The organism is Enterobacter sp. Crenshaw (genome assembly GCF_024734705.1).
In the GTDB taxonomy this organism is placed as follows: Bacteria; Pseudomonadota; Gammaproteobacteria; order Enterobacterales; family Enterobacteriaceae; genus Enterobacter; species Enterobacter asburiae_B.
This window is the reverse complement of record NZ_CP102932.1, coordinates 2,267,085-2,290,357: the sequence shown is the minus strand read 5'-3', so window position 1 is coordinate 2,290,357 and position 23,273 is coordinate 2,267,085. Positions and strand designations below refer to the sequence as shown.

At 55.7% G+C, this 23,273-nt stretch carries 24 protein-coding genes; 11 read left to right on the top strand and 13 right to left on the bottom strand.

Annotation, left to right across the window (positions count from 1 at the left end; all coding sequences use genetic code 11):
- Positions 1–25 precede the first annotated feature (25 nt).
- A complete protein-coding gene (locus NWV12_RS10980) occupies positions 26–562 on the top strand; it encodes a dihydrofolate reductase family protein (RefSeq protein WP_048981371.1) in 537 nt (178 codons plus the stop codon).
- A gap of 165 nt (positions 563–727) precedes the next feature.
- Here the strand turns inward: NWV12_RS10980 and NWV12_RS10975 are convergent, their stop codons facing one another.
- A complete protein-coding gene (locus tag NWV12_RS10975; protein WP_039262500.1) occupies positions 728–1,090 on the bottom strand; it encodes a hypothetical protein in 363 nt (120 codons plus the stop codon).
- Between the two features lie 245 nt (positions 1,091–1,335).
- Between NWV12_RS10975 and NWV12_RS10970 the strand changes: the two genes are divergently transcribed.
- Positions 1,336–1,566, top strand: a complete 231-nt coding sequence (locus tag NWV12_RS10970) for a DUF2554 family protein (RefSeq protein WP_039262502.1) — start codon at positions 1,336–1,338, stop codon at positions 1,564–1,566.
- On the opposite strand, the gene NWV12_RS10965 is transcribed toward NWV12_RS10970, so the two are convergent.
- Together NWV12_RS10965 and NWV12_RS10960 are read right to left on the bottom strand one after the other, a co-directional pair.
- Positions 1,567–3,531 (bottom strand): U32 family peptidase, encoded by a 1,965-nt coding sequence (locus NWV12_RS10965; protein WP_048981372.1) that lies wholly within the window; start codon positions 3,529–3,531, stop codon positions 1,567–1,569.
- 80 nt (positions 3,532–3,611) lie between these two features.
- Positions 3,612–4,139, bottom strand: coding sequence for a helix-turn-helix domain-containing protein (locus NWV12_RS10960; RefSeq protein WP_048981373.1), 528 nt, complete (start codon positions 4,137–4,139; stop codon positions 3,612–3,614).
- Positions 4,140–4,231: 92 nt separating this feature from the next.
- Between NWV12_RS10960 and NWV12_RS10955 the strand changes: the two genes are divergently transcribed.
- Positions 4,232–5,398, top strand: coding sequence for a benzoate/H(+) symporter BenE family transporter (locus NWV12_RS10955; RefSeq protein ID WP_048981374.1), 1,167 nt, complete (start codon positions 4,232–4,234; stop codon positions 5,396–5,398).
- On the opposite strand, the gene NWV12_RS10950 is transcribed toward NWV12_RS10955, so the two are convergent.
- Complete coding sequence (locus NWV12_RS10950; RefSeq protein WP_032657103.1) at positions 5,378–6,250, bottom strand: helix-turn-helix transcriptional regulator; 873 nt, start codon at positions 6,248–6,250, stop codon at positions 5,378–5,380. The genes NWV12_RS10955 and NWV12_RS10950 overlap by 21 nt on opposite strands.
- Positions 6,251–6,423: 173 nt before the next feature.
- On the opposite strand from NWV12_RS10950, the gene NWV12_RS10945 reads away from it, so the two are divergent.
- Positions 6,424–7,320: a DMT family transporter gene (locus NWV12_RS10945; RefSeq protein WP_048981375.1), complete on the top strand. Its 897-nt coding sequence runs from the start codon at positions 6,424–6,426 to the stop codon at positions 7,318–7,320.
- Between the two features lie 34 nt (positions 7,321–7,354).
- Here NWV12_RS10945 and NWV12_RS10940 read toward each other — a convergent pair whose 3' ends face one another.
- Entirely contained in the window at positions 7,355–8,029 is a 675-nt protein-coding gene (locus tag NWV12_RS10940; RefSeq protein WP_033145514.1) for a DUF3313 domain-containing protein, read from the bottom strand.
- Between the two features lie 135 nt (positions 8,030–8,164).
- Positions 8,165–9,760, bottom strand: coding sequence for an ABC transporter substrate-binding protein (locus tag NWV12_RS10935; RefSeq protein ID WP_048981376.1), 1,596 nt, complete (start codon positions 9,758–9,760; stop codon positions 8,165–8,167).
- 111 nt (positions 9,761–9,871) lie between these two features.
- On the opposite strand from NWV12_RS10935, the gene pepT reads away from it, so the two are divergent.
- Positions 9,872–11,101 (top strand): peptidase T, encoded by a 1,230-nt coding sequence (gene pepT / locus NWV12_RS10930; RefSeq protein WP_048981377.1) that lies wholly within the window; start codon positions 9,872–9,874, stop codon positions 11,099–11,101.
- Here pepT and tehB read toward each other — a convergent pair.
- Positions 11,098–11,694 (bottom strand): tellurite resistance methyltransferase TehB, encoded by a 597-nt coding sequence (gene tehB, locus NWV12_RS10925; RefSeq protein WP_101744711.1) that lies wholly within the window; start codon positions 11,692–11,694, stop codon positions 11,098–11,100. The genes pepT and tehB overlap by 4 nt on opposite strands.
- Before the next feature lie 132 nt (positions 11,695–11,826).
- Between tehB and ydcK the strand changes: the two genes are divergently transcribed.
- A complete protein-coding gene (gene ydcK, locus NWV12_RS10920) occupies positions 11,827–12,807 on the top strand; it encodes a YdcK family protein (protein ID WP_101744553.1) in 981 nt (326 codons plus the stop codon).
- On the opposite strand, the gene rimL is transcribed toward ydcK, so the two are convergent.
- From rimL to NWV12_RS10900, 4 genes are all read right to left on the bottom strand, one after another.
- On the bottom strand, positions 12,802–13,350 hold the full coding sequence (gene rimL, locus NWV12_RS10915; RefSeq protein ID WP_033145509.1) for a 50S ribosomal protein L7/L12-serine acetyltransferase: 549 nt from the start codon (positions 13,348–13,350) through the stop codon (positions 12,802–12,804). The genes ydcK and rimL overlap by 6 nt on opposite strands.
- Positions 13,351–13,395: 45 nt before the next feature.
- Positions 13,396–15,051 (bottom strand): glucan biosynthesis protein D, encoded by a 1,656-nt coding sequence (locus NWV12_RS10910; protein ID WP_048981379.1) that lies wholly within the window; start codon positions 15,049–15,051, stop codon positions 13,396–13,398.
- Between the two features lie 356 nt (positions 15,052–15,407).
- Positions 15,408–16,181: a transporter substrate-binding domain-containing protein gene (locus NWV12_RS10905; RefSeq protein ID WP_025756391.1), complete on the bottom strand. Its 774-nt coding sequence runs from the start codon at positions 16,179–16,181 to the stop codon at positions 15,408–15,410.
- A 10-nt stretch (positions 16,182–16,191) separates the two neighbouring features.
- Entirely contained in the window at positions 16,192–17,361 is a 1,170-nt protein-coding gene (locus NWV12_RS10900; protein ID WP_039262516.1) for a pyridoxal phosphate-dependent aminotransferase, read from the bottom strand.
- A 115-nt stretch (positions 17,362–17,476) separates the two neighbouring features.
- Here NWV12_RS10900 and NWV12_RS10895 point away from each other — a divergent pair, with 115 nt between their 5' ends.
- Positions 17,477–18,319 (top strand): LysR family transcriptional regulator, encoded by an 843-nt coding sequence (locus NWV12_RS10895; RefSeq protein WP_039262517.1) that lies wholly within the window; start codon positions 17,477–17,479, stop codon positions 18,317–18,319.
- Here NWV12_RS10895 and NWV12_RS10890 read toward each other — a convergent pair.
- Positions 18,306–19,811: a carboxylesterase/lipase family protein gene (locus tag NWV12_RS10890; protein ID WP_048981380.1), complete on the bottom strand. Its 1,506-nt coding sequence runs from the start codon at positions 19,809–19,811 to the stop codon at positions 18,306–18,308. The genes NWV12_RS10895 and NWV12_RS10890 overlap by 14 nt on opposite strands.
- A 43-nt stretch (positions 19,812–19,854) precedes the next feature.
- Positions 19,855–21,198, bottom strand: coding sequence for a VOC family protein (locus tag NWV12_RS10885; protein WP_048981381.1), 1,344 nt, complete (start codon positions 21,196–21,198; stop codon positions 19,855–19,857).
- Positions 21,199–21,727: 529 nt separating this feature from the next.
- On the opposite strand from NWV12_RS10885, the gene NWV12_RS10880 reads away from it, so the two are divergent.
- From NWV12_RS10880 to NWV12_RS10865, 4 genes are all read left to right on the top strand, one after another.
- On the top strand, positions 21,728–21,913 hold the full coding sequence (locus NWV12_RS10880) for a general stress protein (protein ID WP_004150795.1): 186 nt from the start codon (positions 21,728–21,730) through the stop codon (positions 21,911–21,913).
- A 94-nt stretch (positions 21,914–22,007) separates the two neighbouring features.
- The gene (locus NWV12_RS10875; RefSeq protein WP_008502272.1) at positions 22,008–22,502 is read left to right on the top strand and encodes a ferritin-like domain-containing protein; all 495 of its coding nucleotides are present in this window, start codon (positions 22,008–22,010) and stop codon (positions 22,500–22,502) included.
- Between the two features lie 23 nt (positions 22,503–22,525).
- Entirely contained in the window at positions 22,526–22,729 is a 204-nt protein-coding gene (locus NWV12_RS10870; RefSeq protein WP_048981382.1) for a hypothetical protein, read from the top strand.
- 25 nt (positions 22,730–22,754) lie between these two features.
- Positions 22,755–23,261 (top strand): ferritin-like domain-containing protein, encoded by a 507-nt coding sequence (locus NWV12_RS10865; RefSeq protein ID WP_014831871.1) that lies wholly within the window; start codon positions 22,755–22,757, stop codon positions 23,259–23,261.
- The last annotated feature ends 12 nt before the right edge of the window (positions 23,262–23,273 follow it).

Genomic DNA, 23,273 nt, shown 5'->3' with positions numbered 1-23,273 from the left:
GCTACACTGGCACACGGAGCACCTGATGGTCACTACACACGTTTTTATCGCGGTTAGTCTTGATGGCTACATCGCCCGACAGAATGACGATATCGACTGGCTGCTGCAGCGCGACGATCCCACAGAAGATCATGGCTATGAGGCGTTCATCGCGGACAAAGAGTGGATCGTGATGGGCCGGGGTAGCTATGAGAAGGTACTGACCTTTGACGCATGGCCTTATGAGCGGCCCGTGCTGGTACTCTCCCGACAGCTGGCCGGTACGCCCGTGCCGGAGGCGCTGAAGGGAAAAGTGCAGTTCTCTTGCCGCACGCCAAAGGAGGTGCTGGACGATCTCGCTGCGCAGAACGTTCATCGGGTCTATCTCGATGGCGGAAAGGTGATCCAGTCATTCCTGCGCGAAGGGCTGGTGGCCGATATGGTGATCACGACCGTTCCTGTCCTGCTCGGAGCGGGAAAACCGCTGTTCGGAACCCTTCCTCAGGATATCGATTTAACGCTTGTATCAAGCCGCAGTTTCCCTTCGGGTCTGGTGCAGTCACATTATCGGCTGATGCCATAAAACCATCGCGACGGCCTGCGCAAAAAAAAAACCGCCAATAACTGGCGGTAAATGCTTGCATGGATAGATTTGTGTTTTGGTCTCTACGTCCCGACACTCCGTGGCCGGGCTGCGGATCCCTTACAACCTAACACCTGTTGTCTTAACGAACGCTAAACAACCTTATTAACCTGCATGGGTATTGATCTGCAAATAACGCATAAGCCCCTGCTCAGCGCTCTGTTTTGCGTCGTCATTAAGGGCTTCAAGATAAAAGGAACGGGCGACACCATAAGGTGCTTTTTCAGAGGGATACACCGCAAACTGGAATGTTTTTCCTCTTGCCTGATGAGTACAATCTAATTCCCAGCGCCGATCGTTTATTTTTTTGCTGGAGCAGGCAACGCCACCATAATCGCTGGTTAAATAGGAACCCACGCGAATTTCCGCAGAACGAATATATTCTGGTTCGTCATTAGCTGCATAACGAATCCCCGCAGCGGCCACAACAGCAACCGCCAGAAGCGCAAGCGCTATTATTTTTTTCATTTAGAAATGACCTGTTCCTTAGCCAGAGACTTACTATTATATAAGGTTTATCCTTAATGCAAATATCTAATTGAGGTCCAGAAATGGTACTTTACAAAGCGTCATGGTTTTTTTAGGAAATATCTTAACCGTAATTCCGAACCCACATTATTTGACATTTTCTTTTCGCTAATTTTAATTTTTGAATAATAACCCTAAAAAATAATCGACATGATTATCCCGCATTCTTTTTCAGCGGTGAATCCATGATTAAAAAAGGGTTATCTTTCGTCATGCTTATCTGTGCGCTGTTTTCCGGCCAGCTTATGGCCGGGCACAAAGGACACGAGTATTTGTGGGTCAAGAATGTGGCGCATCAGCTTCGTCATGAAGCCGACAGCGATGAGTTGCGAAGCGCTGCGGAAGAGTCGGCGGAGGGTTTGCGCGAGCACCACCTGTGGCAGAAGTCGCGCAAACCGGACACGCACGTTCGGTAATTAGCTGCCCTTGCGTTTCGGCAGCGTTTTCATCAGATCGTCCGGACTGACGGACGCCACGATACTGCCGGGCTGCGGCATTTTGAAGATGTGGTTTTTCATCTTACCAATCACATGCATTTCACAAGGACGGCAGTCGAACTTGAGGGTCAGAACCTCATCGCCGTTTACCAGCTGCATGGGGGTGGCCTTCCAGCTCTTAATGTTCCCTTTCGCCTGCTTAGGACACAGGTTAAACGCAAAGCGCAGGCAGTGCTTGGTGATCATCACCGGCACATCGCCCTTCTCTTCATGCGCTTCATAGGCTGCGTCGATCAGCTGCACGCCGTGGCGATGATAGAATTCACGCGCTTTATGGTTGTAGACGTTGGCGAGGAAGGATAAATGGGTGTCCGGGTAGACTGGCGCAGGTACGGTTTCCGCTTTACGGCTTCCGCGCGGATACTGCGCCAGGCGCGCGGCATCCAGCATCTCTGCCGTTTCACGGCGGAACTGGTTAAGCAGGCTGTTTGGCACGAACAGCGCGTCCGGCAGCGCCACGCCGATCGCACGCGCGTAATAAATCGTCTGGCCCAGCTTCGCCACGCCATCCTTCAGGCTGTTAAGCGCTTTTTCGGCGTTGTTTGCCACCTCGAAATGACCATCGAGCGTATGCGTCACGCTGATGCCGTCTTCGCAGGTCATGGTCAGAATCAGCTGCTCTTCCCAGCCGCCCAGCTCAATGTCCACGGCGATACGACGTTCGCTGGAGGTTTTCAGCAGCGCCTGCTGCCAGTTATGATCGAGATTACGGTTAAGGGCCGCGTTCGGCCGCGCCTTGTAGAGATCGGCAGGCATTTCATTCGGCCAGACGCGGTAGCGGTTCTCGCCGGTTTTCTCGACCGTATTGGCACGGAAGCCTACGACCTCACGCTTAATCATCACGTTAAGGCCATCTCCGTTCGCCAGCGGTTCCGTCACTTCGACATCAAGGTGATCTTTCGCCACTTTCAGCACTTCGCCCACCGGTAAACCGATAAACTTCGGTGAGTCAAACGCGCCGATATCCCCTTTACGGGCATTCACAAAATAGTCCGTGCTGCCGCGGTGGAACGTTTTGTCCGTCGACGGAATAAAGAAATGTTCGGTGCGCCCGGCCGACGCGCGCGCCAGGTCGCCGCGATCGTCGATGATGGCGTCCAGCATCTGGCGATAGTGCGCGGTGATGTTCTTCACGTAGCTCATATCTTTGTAGCGCCCTTCAATCTTGAAGGAACGCACGCCCGCGTCGATCAGCGCGCCCAGGTTGGCCGTCTGATCGTTATCCTTCATGGAGAGCAGGTGTTTTTCGAACGCCACGACGCGGCCCCGATCGTCTTTCAGGGTATACGGCAGGCGGCAGGCCTGAGAACAGTCGCCGCGGTTGGCGCTGCGGCCCGTCTGCGCGTGGGAAATATTGCACTGACCGGAGTAAGCCACGCACAGCGCGCCGTGGATAAAGAATTCGATCGTCGCGTCTGTCGCCTGGTGAATATCGCGGATCTGATTCAGGTTCAGCTCGCGCGCCAGAACGATCTGCGAAAAGCCGACGTCGGAGAGAAACTTCGCCTTCTCGACCGTGCGGATATCGCACTGGGTACTGGCATGCAGTTCAATGGGCGGAATATCCAGCTCAAGCACGCCCATATCCTGGACGATCAGGGCATCAATGCCGGCCTGGTAGAGATCGGTAATCAGACGTTGCGCAGGCTCCAGCTCATCATCATGAAGAATGGTGTTCAGGGTCACGAACACTTTCGCCCCGAAGCGGTGGGCGAACGGCACCAGTTCAGCAATATCGCTCAGGCTGTTGCTGGCGTTATGGCGGGCACCGAAGCCCGGGCCGCCAATGTAGACGGCATCAGCGCCGTGAAGGATCGCTTCACGGGCAATGGCGGCGTCGCGGGCCGGGCTTAAAAGTTCAAGATGATGGGATTGCAGGCGCATACTTCGTCGTTATCCGTTATGGTCAAAATGGCGGCTATTGTAGTCAGAAGTATGCGTCAGCGAAACAGTTTTGCGTAGCGTCAGCGGGGATAATGAATCAGAGAGTGAAAATGCACCGTCCGGTCGCTGCTGTTGCGGTAGGCGTGCGGTTTATCGCCGGCGAAACGGACGCCCGAATCGGCAGAAATCGTCTGCCACGTGCCGTCAAGCTTCATCTCCAGCTCGCCGCTGACCACCACCACATGTTCAATCACCCCGGCCTCATGCGGCGTGGATTCACTCAGCGCGCCGGGTGCCAGCGTGATGGAGAAATAATCAAACCCGAGCGTCTCGTCCCACGGAAAAAGCGGTTTGACCACCATCGCCTGCTGCTGCGGGTCAAACACCGCCTGCCGGTCCGCCGCTGGCGTGATGAACGCGGAAAACGGCACGTTCAGCCCGGTGGCAATTTTCCACAGCGTCGACACCGTCGGGCTGGATTCATTGCGCTCGATTTGCCCCAGCATCGCTTTTGACACGCCGGTCTCGTCCGCGAGCTTCGATAAACTCCAGCCGCGCGTCTGGCGCAGCGTTTTCAGCGTTGTTGCAAGGTGTAGTGTGATGTCCATAGTCCCTCCTGATGGCGATCAGCATACCACTTGTACGCTATAGCGCACAGTGTTACCTTATATCGGACGTTATAACGCACAACGGAGTTTTCATGCGCCCTTCCTCTCACCTTGTTCCAGTCGCCCTGGCTGGTTTTGTCGCCGTGCTGGTCGGTTACGCCAGCTCGGCCGCCATCATCTGGCAGGCCGCCGCGGCGGCTGGTGCCAGCGCACAGCAGATCGCAGGCTGGATGACCGCGCTGGGGATTGGGATGGGCGTCAGCACGCTGGCGCTTTCCTGGTGGTACAAAGCGCCGGTGCTGACCGCCTGGTCAACGCCCGGCGCGGCGCTGCTCGCCACCAGCCTGCACGGCGTAACGCTGCCGGAAACGATCGGCGTGTTCATCTTTGCTAACGCGCTCATTTTACTTTGCGGCATCACCGGGCTCTTCGCCCGTCTGATGAGGCTGATCCCCCATTCGCTTGCTGCCGCCATGCTGGCAGGCGTGTTGCTGCAGTTTGGCCTGCACGCGTTTGCGCATCTTGAGGGGCACTTTCTGCTGTGCGGCAGCATGATTGCCGCGTGGCTGATCGCAAAAGCGCTGGCACCGCGCTACGCCATCGTGGTCACGCTGCTGGTCGGCGGTATCGTGGCATGGGCGGGCGGTGACGTTGTCACAGATAAGCTCACGCTCTCGCTTGTGATGCCTGAATTTATCGCCCCCACGTTCACCTTCACCAGCCTGGTGAGTATTGGCGTGCCCTTCTTCCTGGTAACCATGGCCTCACAAAACGCGCCGGGGTTCGCCACGATGAAAGCCTCCGGTTACCCGCTGGCGGTCTCGCCGCTTATCATCTTTACGGGAGCGCTGGCGCTGCTGTTTTCCCCTTTTGGTGTCTTTTCTATCTGTATCGCGGCCATTACTGCCGCCATTTGCCAAAGCCCGGATGCGCATCCGGATGCCGGTAAACGCTGGCTGGCGGCCATCGCAGCAGGAGGATTTTATCTGCTGGCGGGGATTTTCGGCGGCTCGATTACCGGGCTGATGGCCGCTCTGCCGCTCAGCTGGATCCAGACGCTCGCCGGTCTGGCGCTGCTGGGCACCATTAGCGGGAGTTTATATCAGGCACTGAGCCACGAGGCGGAGCGCGACGCGGCCATCGTCACGTTCCTGATGACCGCGAGCGGCGTCACGATCCTCGGCATCGGTTCGGCATTCTGGGGGCTGGTGCTGGGCGGCGTGTGCTATGCCCTGTTTTCACGCGCTCGCCGCGCGTAGCTGCGAAGGCGTCATGCCCGTCGCGCTGCGAAAGCGGTTGCTGAAGTGGCTGGCGGAGTTAAACCCGCAGGCAAGCGCGATGTCCGTTAGCGGCGTCGCCGTGTTCTGCACAAGGGCCTTCGCTTTTTCCATTCGCCTCTGCATCACGTACTGATGCGGCGCCAGCCCCGTCGACTGGCGGAACATGCGGGCAAAATGGTATTCGCTAAGGGCGGCCTGCGCCGCCAGTTCAGCCAGCGTCAGGGGTTGCCCGAGGTTCTCTTCGATAAAGGCCAGCACGTTACGCAGTACGAATGGCGATAGCCCGCCGGTGACGACCGGCAGCTTCCACTGAACGTTAGAGTAGTTTTGCAGCAGATGGGTCAGGAGCAGCGTAGAGGCCGTACTCAGGGTGAGCTGGTTGGCGTGCTGCTGCCAGTCGCAGCCGAGCAAAAACTGGCGATACAGCGCGGTGATCTTCGGATCGCTACCAAAAATGCGCTCGTCGAGCGTCAGCGAAAGCGGGCGCTTGTCCCAGATCTTTTCCCCCACGTCGCGCAGGTGTTCATCGGTGCAGTAGAGATGCACAAACGACAGGTCATCTCGGATATCCCACGTCGATTCGCTCTCTTTTGGCATCAAGCAGAAGCGGTCCGGCCCCCCGCCGTTCTTCCAGCCGCCCGGCGTTTTTTGGTAGCTTTCGTAGCCGTCCGCCACGTACAGGCTCAGAGTATGATGGTTACTTTTTACCGTTATCGTATCGTGCTTGTTGTACCACGCTGCCAGCTGAATGCCCGAATTCAGCGAGACGGTTTCCCGCAGGACCGCATTCTGTTGGCAAAGCGTTTCAAAGGTATCGTAAGCGTGAGACATGACCGTAAGCGCGTGATTGACTGGAATATCAGTCTAAGAAGAGTTGTCTCCCGTTGCCAGCCCCCGGGAAAGAAAAAAGCGCAAGATTTTGCAAGTCGACCGCAAGCCGGTGAAAGCCCCTGACCGATCTCAGCGGCATACTGCGGGCTTCCGTGGTTTGAGAAGAGAAAAATATGAACGCATTATTATACGGACTGGTGGTGGTCATCTGGGGAACCACCTGGATTGCGATTTTCCTGCAGCAGGGGCCCGTAGCGGCGCCCGTCTCGATTTTCTGGCGTTTCGCCGTCGCCAGCCTCACGATGATGGTGGTGTTAATCGCCCTGCGCCGCCTGCGCAAGCTGGCGCTGCGGGATCACCTTTTTTGTATGCTCCAGGGATGCTGCGTTTTCTGCTTTAACTTCTGGTGTTTTTACGCCGCAGCCTCGCACATCAACACCGGGCTGGAATCGGTGATCTTCTCCATGGCCGTACTCTATAACGCCATTAACAGCTTTATCTTCTTCGGGCAGCGCCCGCCCGCGCGTTTCTGGACGGCGGCGGCACTGGGCCTGACTGGGATCGTCACCCTCTTCTGGGACGATCTGCTGGCCAGCGGCTGGAGCGCGTCGCTCCTGACCGGAATTGGTCTTTCCGCGCTCGGCACCTACGGCTTCTCGCTGGGCAATATGATCAGCATGCGTCACCAGCGCAGAGGCCTTGAAACCATGACCACCAACGCCTGGGCGATGCTCTACGGCACGCTGGTGATGGGCTGCATTGCCCTGTTCAGAGGCGACAGCTTCGCGCCTGAGTGGACCATCAGCTACATTGGCGCGCTGCTCTATCTGGCCGTGTTTGGTTCGGTGATTGCCTTTGGCGCCTATTTCACGCTGGTGGGACGCATCGGTCCGGGCAAAGCGGCCTACAGTACGCTGCTCTTCCCGCTGGTGGCGCTGTCCATATCCACGGTGTATGAAGGCTACGTCTGGCATATCAACGGTATCGTGGGATTATTGCTGATTCTGGGGGGAAATATGGTGATGTTTACCAAACCAGAAACCTGGTTCAGACGCTTACGAATGGCGTAAATAAAAAGGCCTGCATTACGCAGGCCGTTTTATTTTATTTCGCGGTCTTTTTCACATCAAACATGGTGGCGTCCGTCGCCATGTCATCAACAACCTGCTTCAGCGTCGCAAAGGTCATCGGCGTACTTTCGTTGTTCAGATCTTTACCTTCGCCTTTACGCACCACCTTCATGACCGGTTTGTTGGTGGCCGCATCGATCAGTTCGCCTTCAAAGAAGAGATGCGTATCCATGGTACGATGCCCGGTTGCCATCTGCGTACCTGCTACCACCAGCGCGACCGGCACCACTTCATAGAACTGCAGACCTTCTTTCTGCGAACTCACCCCGGTAATTGCACCGCGGAAAATCAGGCTGTGTTTACCCGGCGTGGTCACAACTGGCTTACGGGTACCAATAGCGGTTTTCATTTTGTTATTGGTGTAATTCAACAGCTCATCAAGCGTTTTTTGACCAATTTGAGTGGTCGGTTTAGGCGCAGGATAATACGTAATCGGCGTCCAGAGAATACTGTCGTAATTAGCTTCGTTATAAGAAGGATCAACCCAACGCAGCGTTGGTTTACCCGTCGCAGACGTCGTCTGCTGCAAGCCTGAATAGTCTTTTAAAAAGCCAGAATATTGTTCGGGAGCCGCGACTTTTGAAGAACAGCCCGCCAACGCCAACAGACCAGTAAGCACTGCAACTTTAAAAAAAGTTTGAGTACGCATGATAGTTTTCCATGTTATCTGCAAGTATGCATTTGAAGTTATAGCAAAAGACCGGCGGGTTTGTTGTGACAAAAAATGATGCGGAGAGCACAAATTGCGAAAAGACTGCCCGCAAGCGTGCCGGGCAGTGAAAAATTACTGATTTATATCCAGTTGCCAGAACAGATGTTTGCCAAACGGGTCAATTTCATAGCCCGTCACCTCCTTGCGCACCGGTTCGAAAATGGTTGAATGCGCAATCATCACCGCCGGCATTTGATCATGCATCATTTGCTGAGCCTCTTTATACAACGCCACGCGTTTATCGCGATCGGTGGTTGATTTTGCTTCCGCAATAATTTTATCGAAGGGCTTATAGCACCATTTCGCCGAATTTGAGCCACCGTTTGCCGAGGTACAGGTAAATAGCGGACCAAAGAAGTTGTCGGGATCGCCCGTTGCGGTCGTCCAGCCCATCAGCGCGGCCTGATGTTCCCCGCCCTTCACGCGCTTAAGGTATTCGCCCCACTCGTAGGTGACGATTTTGGTCTGAACCCCGATTTTCGCCCAGTCGGCCTGAATCATCTCCGCCATGCGTTTCGCATTCGGATTATACGGACGCTGCACCGGCATCGCCCACAGGTCGACGCTCACGCCGTTGGCAAAACCGGCCTCTTTCAGCAGCGCTTTTGCCTTTTCAGGATCGTAATCGTAATCCTTAAGCTCGCTGTCTGCGCTCCAGACGCCCGGCGGCAGCAGGTTCTTCGCCGCAGTGCCGGTGCCGTGGAAAACCGCATCAATAATGGCCGGTTTATTGATGGCCATCGCCAGCGCCTGACGGACTTTTACGTTATCCAGCGGCGGCTTTTGGGTATTGAACGCCAGAAAGCCGGTATTCAGTCCGGCTTTGCTCACCAGGTTGATGTCTTTGTTCGCCTTCATGCGCGGCAGGTCTGCCGGGTTCGGGAACGGCATAACCTGACATTCGTTCTTCTCAATTTTGGCAAAACGCACGGAGGCATCCGGCGTGATGCTAAACACCAGCCGATCCAGCTTCGATTTCCCCTGCCAGTAGTCGTCGAACGCCGTAAACAGGATCCGCGAATCTTTCTGATACTGCGCCAGCTTAAACGGCCCGGTGCCTATAGGCTCCATATCCACCTTCTCCGGCGTGCCCGCTTTGAGCATCGCGTCGGCATATTCCGCGGACAGGATCGAGGCAAAATACCATGCCAGATCGGCGACAAACGGCGCTTCCGGGTGCGCCAGGGTAAAGCGCACGGTGTGGTCATCAACTTTATCAATGCCGGTAATCAGGCTGCCGAACTCCAGACTTTCGAAGTTGGAGTAGCTGCCGTTAGAGACGTTGTGATACGGATGATTCACGTCTTTCTGGCGCATAAACGAGAAAATCACGTCTTCGGCGTTAAACTCGCGGGTCGGCGTGAAGGATTTATTACTCTGGAATTTGACGCCCTTACGCAGATGGAAGGTATAAACCTTGCCGTCGTCGCTCACCTCCCAGCGCTCCGCCAGGCTTGGCACCAGCTCCGTGGTGCCGGGTTTGAAATCGACCAGACGGTTATAGACCGGCACGGCGCTGGCGTCCACGCTGGTTCCCGAGGTGTATAGCTGAGGATTAAAGTTTTCCGGCGATCCTTCGGAGCAATACACCAGCGTTTTCGCGGCAACGGTGGAACTGACCGTGAGTGAAGCAAGCGCCAGCGCTAAAGTTGTGAGTTTGCTTTTCATCATTTATTCCTGTCTTTTTAATTCGACGGCTAATTAATTCTTTTGCCATTTCATAAATAACATTAAAGTGATGTGGCAAACACCTGAAAAATAAATAAGGAACAAATCACTATGGGCTCGCCGCTTTCCAGACAATTAACGCACCGTTTTTTCCGCTATCTCTCGATCACCAGCCAGAGCGATCCCAAAGTCAAAACCCTGCCCTCAACGCCGGGCCAGCACGACATGGCGCGGGAGCTGGCGCAGGAGCTGGCACAGCTGGGTTTAGACGACATTGTGATTGATGAATTTGCTACGGTAACGGCGGTAAAAAAAGGCAACGTGCCCGGCGCGCCTCGCATCGGCTTTATTACCCATATTGATACCGTGGACGTGGGTTTATCACCGGATATTCATCCACAAATATTAACGTTTACCGGTGAAGATCTCTGTCTGAATAAAGAGAAAGACATCTGGCTGCGGGTTAAAGAGCATCCTGAAATTCTGGCTTATCCGAATGAGGAGATTATTTTCAGCGACGGAACCAGCGTATTGGGCGCGGATAATAAATCGGCGGTCACGGTGGTCATGACGGTGCTGGAAAACCTGACGGCGGAACATCAGCACGGGGATATCGTCGTGGCGTTTGTGCCTGACGAAGAGATCGGCCTGAACGGTGCAAAAGCGCTGGACCTTAAGCGCTTTGACGTCGACTTCGCCTGGACCATCGACTGCTGCGAGCTGGGAGAAATTGTCTACGAGAACTTTAATGCGGCAGCCGCTGAAATCCGCTTTACCGGCGTAACGGCGCACCCGATGTCCGCCAAAGGCGTGCTGGTGAATCCCCTGCTGATGGCGACTGACTACATCAACCATTTTGACCGCCAGCAAACGCCGGAGTGCACCGAGGGACGTGAGGGCTATATCTGGTTTAACGGCATTCAGGCCGGGCAAAGCGAGGCTATTCTTAAGGCCAATATCCGCGACTTTGACAAGGACAACTTTGCCGCCCGCAAGCAGCAGATTGCCGACGTAGCCGCGCTGATTGCCGCCCAACATCCAACGGCCAGGGTGGACTATCGCATTGAAGATACCTACAGCAATATCAGCAATGCGATTGGTGAGGACAGACGCGCCATCGATCTGATGTTCGAGGCGATGGAATCGCTCGGCATCACGCCAAAACCAACGCCCATGCGCGGCGGTACCGACGGCGCGGCGCTCTCTGCAAAAGGGCTGCTCACGCCGAACTTCTTCACCGGCGCGCATAACTTCCACTCGAAGTTTGAATTCCTGCCGCTGTCGTCGTTCGAGGCGTCTTACAACACCGCCCTGCAGATCTGCCTGCTGGCCGCCCGCTAAGCGGGCTTGCGCGCCAGCATAGTGGCAAAGCGCAGCTTGATGCGGTTGCCGTTTTCATCGGTGCGGTGCAGTTCGCCAACGTCTTCGTTGTATTTGAGCAACTCCCAGCCTTCGTAGTAGTTGCTCAGCTCACCGCTTTTGAACGCAAACGGGAAGCCGACGGTGCACGGGTAATCCGCCGTGTCCATCGCGGCAACAATCAGGTTGTAGCCGCCGGACTTGGTGCAGCGCTGCATGTTGGCGATAAGTCCCGGGATGGTTTTTGACTCCAGGAACATCAGCACCACGGTGGAGAGAATAAAATCGTACTCGCCGTCAAAACTCAGGTTGTTGAGATCTTTAATCGCCGTGTGAAGATTATCGATCCCTTCTTCCGCCTTGATGCGCTCGATATTCTCGATGCTCATCGGGTTCTTGTCCCACGCGGTCACCTCGTAACCGTTGGCCGCCAGATAAAGGCTGTTGCGGCCATTGCCGCAGCCCAGATCCAGCGTTTTACCCGGTTTAATCTGTGCCGCACTGAACAGCACCTCTGAATGGGTACGTGTTAAGCCATATTTCTCTGTGAAGTAATTCTCGTCGACGGTCATTATTTTTTCCTGAGCCTGCATAATCTGAAAGTGCATCCTGGATGCCATTTTAAGGCGTTTACCGTCTGGTTGCCAGCCGTTCGAAAACCGAAAAATTTGCTACGTTTAGTTAAGACGCTTATCAGAGACCTAAAGATGAACAAATATCGCCTTAGCGACGAAACACGCCTCTGGCAATGGAACAACGGCGACTCTACCCGCTCCGTCACGCTGCGGCAGATTATCGCCATGGTGGATTTTAACGACGTGACGGCCGGTACCAAAGGCGGCTGGGTTGACGATGAGCGTGCACTCGCCCAGGACGGCGACTGTTGGATCTATGACGAAAACAGCGTGGTGTTCGCCGGTGCAACCGTGTCCGGCAACGCGCGTCTTACCCTGCCGTGCATCGTTAGCCACGATGCGCATATCAGCGGCAGCTGCTGGCTGGATGCGGCAGAGGTCAGCCACGGGGCACAAATAAGTGACAACGTCACCATTCAAAACTCCTGCGTGCGGGGCGAATGCCATCTCTACGACGACGCCCGCATTCTGCACAACAGCGTTATCATCGCCGCCAAAGGTCTGACGCCGGACCATGACCAGATCCTGCAAATCTACGATAAGGCGACCGTCAGCCAGTCGCGAATTGTGCACCAGGCGCAAATATACGGCGAGGCGATGGTGAATTTTGCCTTTGTTGAGCACCGCGCCGAAGTATTCGACAACGCCATCCTCGAAGGTAACGACTTAAATAACGTCTGGGTCTGCGACTGCGCAAAGGTCTATGGCAATGCCCGCGTGATTGCCGGTTATGACGAGGATGCTATTCCGACGGTGCGCTACAGCTCTCAGATTGCGGAGAATGCCGTGGTGGAGGGAAACTGCGTCATCAAGCACCACGTTCTGATTGGCGGTCAGGCATGGCTGCGCGGCGGGCCGATCATGCTGGACGATAAGGTGGTGATCCAAGGACGCGCGAGGATCAGCGGAGATGTGCTCATTGAGCACCGGGTTGAATTCACCGATGATGCGGTCATCGAAGCGTTTAACGGGGAGAGCATTCACCTGCGCGGCGAAAAGGTGATTAACGGCGACCAGCGCATCACCCGCACCCCGCTGCTGGGAGCGTTATAGGGCGTAGATCTTCCCGTAGATATTCACATCGTCAAAGCGGCCATTCAGGTATTCCGCTTCCCGCAGGCACCCTTCCAGCGTAAAACCGTTACGCACGGCAACGCTGTTGCTGTGCTGATTCGCCACCCGACATTTGATCACAAAACGGCGGATCTCCCCGCGTTCGACGTAGTAGCGCATAAACGCCTGCAGTGACCGGGAGAGAATGCCCTGCCCCTGGTGGGATTCATCCAGCCAGTAGCCGATGTACCCGGCCTTGTTGGCTGGTTCAATCGTATTGAACGACAGCACGCCGACCAGTTCATCACTCTTGAATATCAAAAACATTTTGGCGTAGCCGCGCTGGTGCAGCATCTGGTTACTTTGCACGTTGCGGCGGGTATCGTCCTCGCTGCCCACGTGCTGCGCCCAGTCAAAGGCGGTTTGCAAAAAGGTTTTGTTTTTGACGACGAGATTATGCAGATCGGCGGCGTAGCGCTCTTCGACGGCGCGAAGCTCGAGAGCGTCAGATACCGGGATAATTTCGGATTTTGCTGCGGTCATTGCCCCTCACCCTAACCCTCTCCCGGAGGGAGAGGGAATCGATCGTTAACGCATTACCCGGTCGTCAACATACTGACGTTTATCCGGCGCAGGCGGGAAATACTGGTACAGCCAGGTTTCACTGATGGCATCGCCCTGGCAGCGCAGGAACAGGCGCATATCCACCGGCTCCGTCGAATCCGAGGTTGGGTACCAGTCAAACAGGATGCGATAGCCGTCAAACGGCTCAACGTAGAGGATCTCAACCTGCTTCGCTTCACCGCTGGAGAGCGTAATCACCGGCTCGATGCCTTTTGGCGCAGCGGCCTTGAGGTCGCCACCGACGAAGTCGATAGCAAAGCGACGGGCCCACACTTTCGGGTAATTTTCGCCCGGTGCCCAGCCTTCCGGGAAGCCGCCCATGCCGGTACGGGTGGCGAAGACGTTGGCCAGCGGAGAACGCACCGGCGGCATTGCGCTCCAGTACAGACGATATTTAAAGTCCAGCTCGTCGCCCGCCTTCACCGCTTTTTCCGGCTGCCAGAAGCAGACCACGTTATCCAGCGTTTCGCCGGTGGTCGGGATCTCCATCAGGCCAACCGCGCCTTTACCCCAGTCGTTACGCGGTTCAACCCACAGGCTCGGGCGTTTGTTATACCAGCCCATCACGTCCTGATAGTGCGAGAAATCGCGGTCGAGCTGCAGCAGGCCGAACCCTTTCGGGTTTTTGTCCATATAGGCGTTAAACTGCAGCTTCTGCGGGTTGTTCAGCGGACGACAGATCCACTCCCCGTTGCCGCGCCACATTGCCAGGCGGTCGGAGTCATGAATTTGCGGGTGAATGGTGTCACACATGCGGCGTTCGTTATTGCCGCAGCTGAACATGCTGGTCATCGGCGCGATGCCGAGCTGCTTGATGTCCTTCCGCGCATAGAGATGGTTTTCCACCTCCATAATCACCTGGCTCTTCTCGCAGTGGATCACGAATTTATAGGCACCGGTGATGCTCGGGCTGTCCAGCAGCGTGTAGACGGTAAAAGTCGTGTCGCCGGGCTTGACGGTTTCAAACCAGAAGGCGGTAAAGTCCGGGAACTCTTCCGGCGTGTCGGTAAAGGTATCTACCGCCAGACCGCGCGCGGAAAGGCCGTACTGGTAGGTGTCATCTACCGCGCGGAAATAGCTCGCGCCCAGGAAAGAGACAATATCGCGACGCGCCAGCTCAGGCGCCTTAAAGGCGCGGAAGCCCGCAAAGCCGAGATCGCTTTGCCCTTCCAGCTGTTTGGTATCCACACCCGTTTCACCGTAGCTGAACAGCTCCGGACGGAAGTGGATCTCGCGCGCCATAGAGGTCGACTGGTCCAGCGAGAACATCCGCACGCGGCGACGGAACCCCATCCCCATATGGAAGAACTGCACGTCCAGCTGACGCCCTTCAATGTTGTTCCACAGTGACTGTTTTTCATCGTAGCGGATGGCGTTGTACGCCTGCGGCGTCATGGTTGCCAGCGTGTCCGGCAGCGGACGCGGCGCGCCACCCCACGGGGTTTTCGCCAGGTCATGCGCCATGGATTGCAGTACGGAGAAGTCGAAACGACGGCTCTGTCCGTCAGCAATGTCAGAGTCGGCAGCGTATGCCGCTTTGGAAAACAGGGAAGCAAGGCCAGATGTGCCGCTCAGGGCTGCCACTGCCAGCGAGCCTTTTAGAAAACGTCTGCGATTCATGCCTGGAAAAACGTCCTTATGGTCGTGTGAATGTGTTTCGCGCTCGGCGAAATGACGGCAAGAAAGAACGCACAGCCTAAACAAAAATGGTTAAGAATCCAATTGTTGGCCGGTGATTATATGAACAAAGTGAGAAATATTTTCTGTCGACCAGAACGGCCCGAAAGTGGTGTAAAAAACAGTAAATACACAAAATCATTCATGCTGGATCAAGGCGGCAAGTCTGAGAATCCCCAGGAGCTTACTTAAGTAAGTGACTGGGGTGAACAGACGTAGCCAACGCAGAGGCAGCTTGAAGGATGAAGTGTATTAAAAATGCCCCGGCGCGACATCGTTCGCCGGGGCTAATGAGGCGGTTATTTTACGCTGACATCGATACCCGGGAAGTACTTATCAGCGAGTTTAGCGATCGTGCCGTCGGCACGTACTTTATCGATCGCGGCATCAAGCTGCTTTTTGGTGGCCTCGTCGCCCTTACGCAACCCAAAACCGATCCCACTGCCGAGGATAGTGTCGTCAGACACCGGTTTGCCGATGAAGCCAAACCCTTTCCCCTGCGGCTTGCTGAGGAAACCTGCCTGCCCGGCCGCGGACATGACCAGCGAGGCGTCGATACGGCCATTCAGCAGATCGCCCCAGGCCATATTCTGATCTTTATAAGACACCACGGTGACACCCTGCTTTTCCCAGTGCTCTTTGGCATAGGTTTCCTGGATGGATCCCTGCAGCACGCCGATGGTTTTCCCCTTCAGCCCTTCTGGGGTTGCCTCAACCGCCGTACCTGCCTTGCCGACCAGCTGCGACGGAATACGGTAGATCGGTTGGGTAAAATCAATGCTCTTGCGGCGCTGCTCGGTGATGTTCATCGCCGAGTTGATGGCGTCAAATTTCTTCGCCACCAGGCCCGGGATCAGCGCATCAAAGGAGGTTTCAACCCAGCTGCACTTCAGCGCTGCCGCTTTGCAGATGGCATTCCCCAGCTCAACGTCAAACCCTTCCAGTTCGCCCGCCGCATTGCGGCTCTCAAACGGCGGATATTCCGCTTCCAGACCGTAACGCAGCTCGGTGGCCGCGAAGGAAGAAAAAGTACACAGCAATCCCATGCCGACAACTAACGCGCGTAATTTCATCTCATACTCCTCAGCGTGGTTTAACCCGACACAGGGCCTGGGCACCTGCCCGTAACGTCGCCTCATCTTTCGCAAAAGATAGACGAATCAATTTATTATCCGTACCGTCCGCATAAAACGCCGACAGCGGAATGGTGGCAACGCCGTACTCAACGATCAGCCGTTTCACCAGCTCGCTGTCGCGCTCGTCGCTGAACTGGCTGTAGTCCGCCAGCATGAAGAACGATCCGGCGCTCGGCAGCAGCGTAAACGGCGAATCGGCCAGCAGGCTGTGCAGGAGATCGCGCTTGCGCTGGTAAAACGCCGACAGCGACAGCCAGGTTTGCGGGTCGACCATGTGCTCAGCAAACGCGTGCTGCATTGGCGTATCGGCAGAAAACATTAAAAATTGATGCACTTTACAAATCTCGTCCATCAGTACCGCCGGTGCAACACAGTAACCCACGCGCCACCCGGTGACGTGATAGGTTTTTCCGAAAGAGGAAATAATCACGCTGCGCTCCGCCAGCTGCGGGTGCGTGGCCATCCCGTGGTGCGGCTCGCCGTCAAAAACGACGTGTTCGTACACTTCGTCAGACAAAATAATGATGTCGGTATTGCGCGTCAGCGCCGCCAGCTGCTGCAGGTCACTGGCGGAGAAGACCTGACCGCTCGGGTTGTGCGGCGTGTTGATGATGATCATGCGCGTGCGCGGGGTGATCGCCGCGCGAACCTCATCCCAGTTGACGGTAAAATCCGGCACGGTGAGCTTGATGGCAATCGGGGTTGCCCCCTGCAGACGGACAATCGGCGCGTAGCTGTCAAAGGACGGCTCAAAGTAGATCACCTCATCGCCCGGATGCACCAGCCCGCTAATCGCCGAATAGAGCCCTTCGCTGGCGCTGGCGGTCACCAGCACCTCGCTGGCAGGGTCGTACTGCGTGCCGTAGAGCGTGGCAATTTTATCGGCAATACGTTCTCTGAGCGGCTGCAGACCGGTCATCGACGCGTACTGGTTATGCCCCGCCTCCATTGCGCGGGTGACGCCCGCAATCAGCTTCGGGTCGCAGGAAAAATTCGGTGCGCCCTGAGAAAGGTTAATCGCGTTATGCTGCGCCGAGAGCTGGCCGATAACGGTAAAAATGGTGGTTCCCACATCCGGCAGTTTGGAGCGCGTTTGCACAGGCGTTCGTAAAGTCATCCTCTTTCCCTTCTCATGGACATTGCATAACTATTCAAACAACATCTGTACTGTCGGGACAATCGAATTGTTGTCATAATAGCCATGAGAAAAATGCATAGCTGAGGTGTTTTCTATGTCACGCCGTTCGCTCCCCCTTAATGCCATCGACGCATTTTTAGTCACCGCGCGTCACCTCAATCTTACCCATGCCGCGGCGGAACTGTGTCTGACGCAGGGGGCCGTGAGCCGTAAGATTGCCTCCCTTGAGGCGTGGTTTGGCTTTCCGCTTTTTGAACGCCACGCGCGCGGGCTGCGCCTCTCACCGCAGGGCAGCGCCCTGCTTCCAGAGCTACAGTCCGCTTTCGAGCAGCTGCTGTCCGTGGCCGACCAGGCCCGCAGCCAGCACACCGTGATCCGGCTGAAGGCCCCCACCTGCGCCATGCGCTGGCTTGTACCACGCCTGCTGGAGGTGGAGCGCGAGCATCCGGATCTGCAGATCGCGCTGACCACCACCACCGATCACAACGTCAATTTCAAAACTGAGTCTTACGACGCGGCCATTGTGTTCGGCACGCACATGAGCGCAGGCGATCTGCTGTTCGAAGAGGCGCTCACCCCGGTGATAAGCCCGGTGCGGGCGGGTGCTGCGCTGGGTTCGCTGACGTTTCTGCACCCGACAAGGGATAAGACAGACTGGTCGCTGTGGCTGACGAAACAGGAAGGTCCGGGCTTTGCCATGCATAAAAATCAACACTTCGATACGATGGATCTCGCCATTACGGCCGCCATTCAGGGGCTCGGCGTCGCCATCGCCGACGAAACGCTGGTGGCAGAAGATATTCACGCGGGAAGGCTGGTACGGCCCTATGAGACAAGCATAAAAACCGGCGCAAGCTACCGGCTGGTGCTGCGCGAAACGCCAGGCGAGGAAAATGGACTGGCGGCGTTTCGCGCCTGTTTGCTTAATCGAGGCTGACGTGGTGCTTCATCACCCGTTTGAAGAGGCTCATGCGGGCGCGCATAAAGCGGTTTTCAAGCCTGAAAGCTGCATGTTTATTCACGCCAATGCGTAACAGAACGTCCCGCCCTTTACGGCACGCGGGCCAGTGCGTCGGCCCGGGCAGGATGTCGCGACGGCCCGCGTCACGCGCAAAGCTCACCCAGTAATCCGCCACATGGGCAGCAAACTGCAGATCTCGCTCATTGACGTACTGTCGTGAAGGCTCCACCTGACCGAGCGTATCGAAGACGTAGGGAACTTCGTTGCCGTGCCAGGCACCGTTGATGTACGTGGCATGTTCCGCCTCTGCGACATAGTCAAACCAGTAACGCCAGCACAACCCACCGACGCGCTGCTGGGCCTGCATCACCACGTAGCCCATCGTGGTAAACGCCATGTCGCGACACACCTGCCTGCCCAGCTCTTCATCGCCCTTCACGCCCGGGTAGAGCAGCTTAATCAGCCCCAGCCCGAAGCGGCGCTCCCGGCGAAGCTTCTGAATTTGTCCGGCGAGATCGATGCCAAACACCGCCATCACGCTGGCTTCATCGCTGTTGGAGCCAATCATCACCGGCACCGGATGCTGACGGGCGGCGAAAAAGACGTCGAGCATGGCTTCCGGCAGAACACAGTCTCCTGCGATAGGCGCCGGGGCGACGTTCAGCGGCGCGGTGAGCGGCCAGAACGCCTCGGGCGGAATGGCGCGCAGCTGCCCGGCAGTCGCATTTTCCAGCCCGAAATGGGCGGCCAGCGCTTCCCCTTTTTGCAGCGCCTGCTCGCGCGGCGTGTCCGGTAAGGTGTATCCGCTTTGCACAATCGCCTTGTGGAACAATCCTGCTGCCAGCGGAGAGGCCAGCAGCGAGAGCACGCTCCGCGCGCCAGCGGATTCGCCAAACAGGGTCACATTGGCGGGATCGCCGCCAAACCCGGCGATGTTATCCCGCACCCATTCGAGCGCGGCGATCTGATCCAGCAGTGCAAAATTATGCACCACGCGCCCTTCCTCGCCTTCCAGCGCGGGATGGGCGAAAAAGCCAAGATGGCCGAGACGGTAGTTAATCGTGACCACAACCACGCCGCGCGCGGCCAGCGCTTTGCCGTTATACGGCGGCAGGCCGCCGGCACCAATCGTAAACCCGCCTCCGTGCAGCCAGACCATAACCGGCAGCGCCTTGGCCCGCTCTGCGGGAGACCAGACGTTAAGGTAGAGGCAATCTTCGGAAAACTGGCCCGGATCGCCGCCGCCGAGCTCCTGACAATACTCGCTGCTTTGCCAGCTTGAGGCGGAGAATGCCGTGGCCTCACGCAGGCCATCCCAGCGCTCAGGCGGCCGGGGCGAGCGCCAGCGCCACTCCCCCACGGGCGGCGCGGCGTAGGGAATACCGCACCAGACGTGGACGTTTTCATCGGTTAAACCAGACAGTGCGCCCTGGCGCGTTTCAACCACAGGGGCGGAAGGATTTTGCATAACGACCTTAATTTTTCCATCACACCCCAGCAGAGTAACGATTTCAGAGCAAACCGCAACGCTGTTTGCTGCGCGTTTCAGCCTGCTGGTAGAGCGTAAACTCGTCATACACCGGGCATCCCAGCGCGTCTTCAAACGCATCGCGGCTGGCGTTACCGTGGCTGCGGGCCTGGGTTTCGTTCCCGAGATTGGACTGGAAAATCCCCGCGGCGCTGACCGGGAGGAAATCTTCGTAGGTGATCGGCTGGGCAACAACCCATCCGCGCTCGATCAGCGGCTGCGGATCGTCTCCGGGACGAAACGCATGCCGATGGGCTTCCCCGGCTGGCGTCAGGCGGTAGCGGAAATAGGCCAGCTCCTGACGGCGCATGAGCATTTCGCTGTCCGGGAAGGCGCTAAAGATCTCCCGCAGATGCAGCTGATGGGTCAGGTTATCTTTACCGGTACCGGCCTGGGCGAGGAGGCTATCGTACAGTTCACGGCCTTTCGGGGTCAGCGCCACGCCGCGCTGTTCAATCTCACCGAAGCGCGCGGTGTGGGTGCCTTTATGTTCACCGGCAAACAGCACCGGCTCTTCCAGCGCCTTGAAGCTGGTTTGACGCAATAAGACGGGCACCTCGCGACGCGGCGGCCCTTCGATCAGAATTTTTGGCTCGATACCGTACTTCGGCATCAGTTCCTGCACCCGGTCAATGTCCAGCGTGCGCGGCGTGAGGTGGTTAATATGGCAGCCCGGGAAGCAGACCACGTCGGCAATCAGACGGTGCTCGTTGTGCAGCGCCAGATAGGTTTCCTGATCGACCGTCGCATGGCGGTGCCAGCGGAAGGTTTCTAACGCTTCCTGCACAAACTCATGGGCCTGTGCGTCAGTAAACTGCCCTTCCGACTCGTGGAGGTCGATCAGTTCCAGGCAGCGCGGGGTGAAGATGTTGCGCTGAGACAGGATCTCCGCGGCCCGCTCGCGCAGCGCGACGTTTTCAATCAGCTCAAGACGGAGCAGCGAGGTAAAGATACGAAACGGATTCCGGCACAGCGCCGCATCCTCTATCGGACGAAACGCCGTTGAGTGGACGGGCACCCCCGCCTGAGAGAGATCGTAATAGCTGACCGGGTACATACCCATAATGGCAAACATACGGCGCAGGGTTGAAAGTTCCTGTGCCGTGCCGACGCGGATCGCCCCGTGACGCTCCACGTTCAGGCGCGCAAGCTCATCGGCGTTAGCCAGTTGTTCATGTAATAGTGGATTATTTTCCAGAACCGCCAGGTTTACGTCCGCAACCAGTTCAAGCAAGGTGCCGTACTGCGGAACTTCCTGCTGGTACATCGCCGACATAGCCTGCGAAAAGTGTTCCCGAATGTCATCAGCCGTGATGGTGTTCGCCATGATGTCATGCCTCCAGTGAATATTACCTGGAGTGTAGAGAAACCCGTTCCTTCCGGGGGGAAGAATTTCTGAATTGTGATCTTAAGACGACAGTGGTCAAACCGTGTGCTATCAGGCCCCTGAACAGCGCCGAACGGAACCGCCCTTTCAGCCTGAACGCTTTTATCCAGGATTTTCCTTATAATTATTTAGGGTTCCGCTTTCTATCTATAAAGGAGTATTTTTTGGCTCTCTTCTGAGTGCAAATTAACCAATTCGAGTACGCCATTATTTTTATCCTCTTCTTTCAAATTTTTAGCTCGAAGTTAGGATTAATCTGAATGGTTGTTTACAAGTCCTTCCTGTCTATCCATATTTCCTTTTTAAGCGAAGCGCAAATTTACAAATATTTAAAAATAACGCAACCGCAAATAGCAAAACGCATTTGACGGATGACGCACAGCGACTAGAGTTATTACTCGAACGACGAGTGATACGGAATATTTTCGTATCGTACTGACATAACCAATATATGACTATGAGGTTTAATATGGCAGAGCATCGTGGTGGTTCCGGTAATTTCGCTGAAGACCGTGAAAAAGCATCAGAAGCTGGACGTAAAGGTGGCCAGCATAGCGGTGGGAACTTTAAAAACGATCCGCAACGCGCTTCTGAAGCGGGTAAGAAAGGAGGACAGAACAGTCACGGCGGAGGCCGTAAATCTGATAACTCCTGATCTTATTTAATACTCTTTTAATAAAACCAGAGAGCATGCTGCGGGCTGAAAAGCTCGCAGTACCCTTTCTTTATTTTACCGGAGCGTAATTATTATGAATATGAAAAGCGTCGAGGATGTCTTTATTCATCTTCTGTCGGATACCTACAGCGCAGAAAAGCAGCTTACCCGAGCGTTAAGCAAGCTTGCCCGCGCCGCCTCCAGCGAGAAGCTGAGCGCCGCCTTTACCGCACACCTTGAGGAGACGCAGGGTCAGATCGAACGTATCGACCAGATCGTCGAGCAGGAAGACGGTATCAAGCTTAAGCGCATGAAGTGCGTGGCGATGGAGGGCTTAATTGAAGAAGCCAACGAAGTCATCGAAAGTACGGAAAAAAATGAAGTACGTGATGCCGCACTTATTGCTGCCGCGCAAAAAGTCGAGCATTACGAAATTGCCAGCTACGGTACCCTTGCCACATTAGCAGAACAACTGGGCTATAAAAAAGCTGTTAAGCTTCTTGCCGAAACGCTGGAAGAAGAAAAAGAGACCGACCTTAAACTCACCGACCTGGCCGTAGGAAATATTAACCAAAAAGCGCAGAAATGACGCAATAATACAGGTTAAATAAAATGAGCATCAGTCCCATGACAATTAAACGGTGCCATTTAGCGGCAGCCATAATATGGTTCATTCTCGCTATCCCTTCCGTAATATGGTGGAAGAACAGCGTGCTATGGGTCATTATCATCAGTATTTACGCCAATATTGTCGGCCATTTATCTGGCTACAGTGCCGCGCGTGCCGATCAGGCTGCTGAAAGTGAGACCAAATAAGCGAACCCCTAATGAGGATACAATGATGAATCACGTAGAACACTACCATGACTGGCTACGCGATGCCCATGCGATGGAAAAGCAAGCCGAATCTATGCTGGAATCCATGGCCAGCCGTATCGATAATTATCCTGATGTTCGCGCCAGAATTGAGCAGCATATTAATGAGACAAAACGGCAAATTACATTGCTGGAAGAAATCCTCGACCGTAATGATATTTCTCGTTCGGTTTTAAAAGATTCGATGAGCAAAATGGCGGCGCTCGGGCAGTCCATTGGCGGCATGTTCCCATCTGATGAGATCGTGAAGGGTTCAATCAGCGGCTATGTTTTCGAACAGTTTGAAATAGCCTGTTATACCTCCCTTCTCGCGGCGGCTAAGAAGGCCGGCGACACGGCCTCGGTACCTGCCATTGAGACGATTCTGGCCGAAGAACGCGAAATGGCCGACTGGCTGATTCGCCATATTCCGCAGACCACGGAACAGTTCCTGCTGCGTTCAGACGCATCGGGCGTCGAAGCAAAAAAATAATCAGGGAGAATA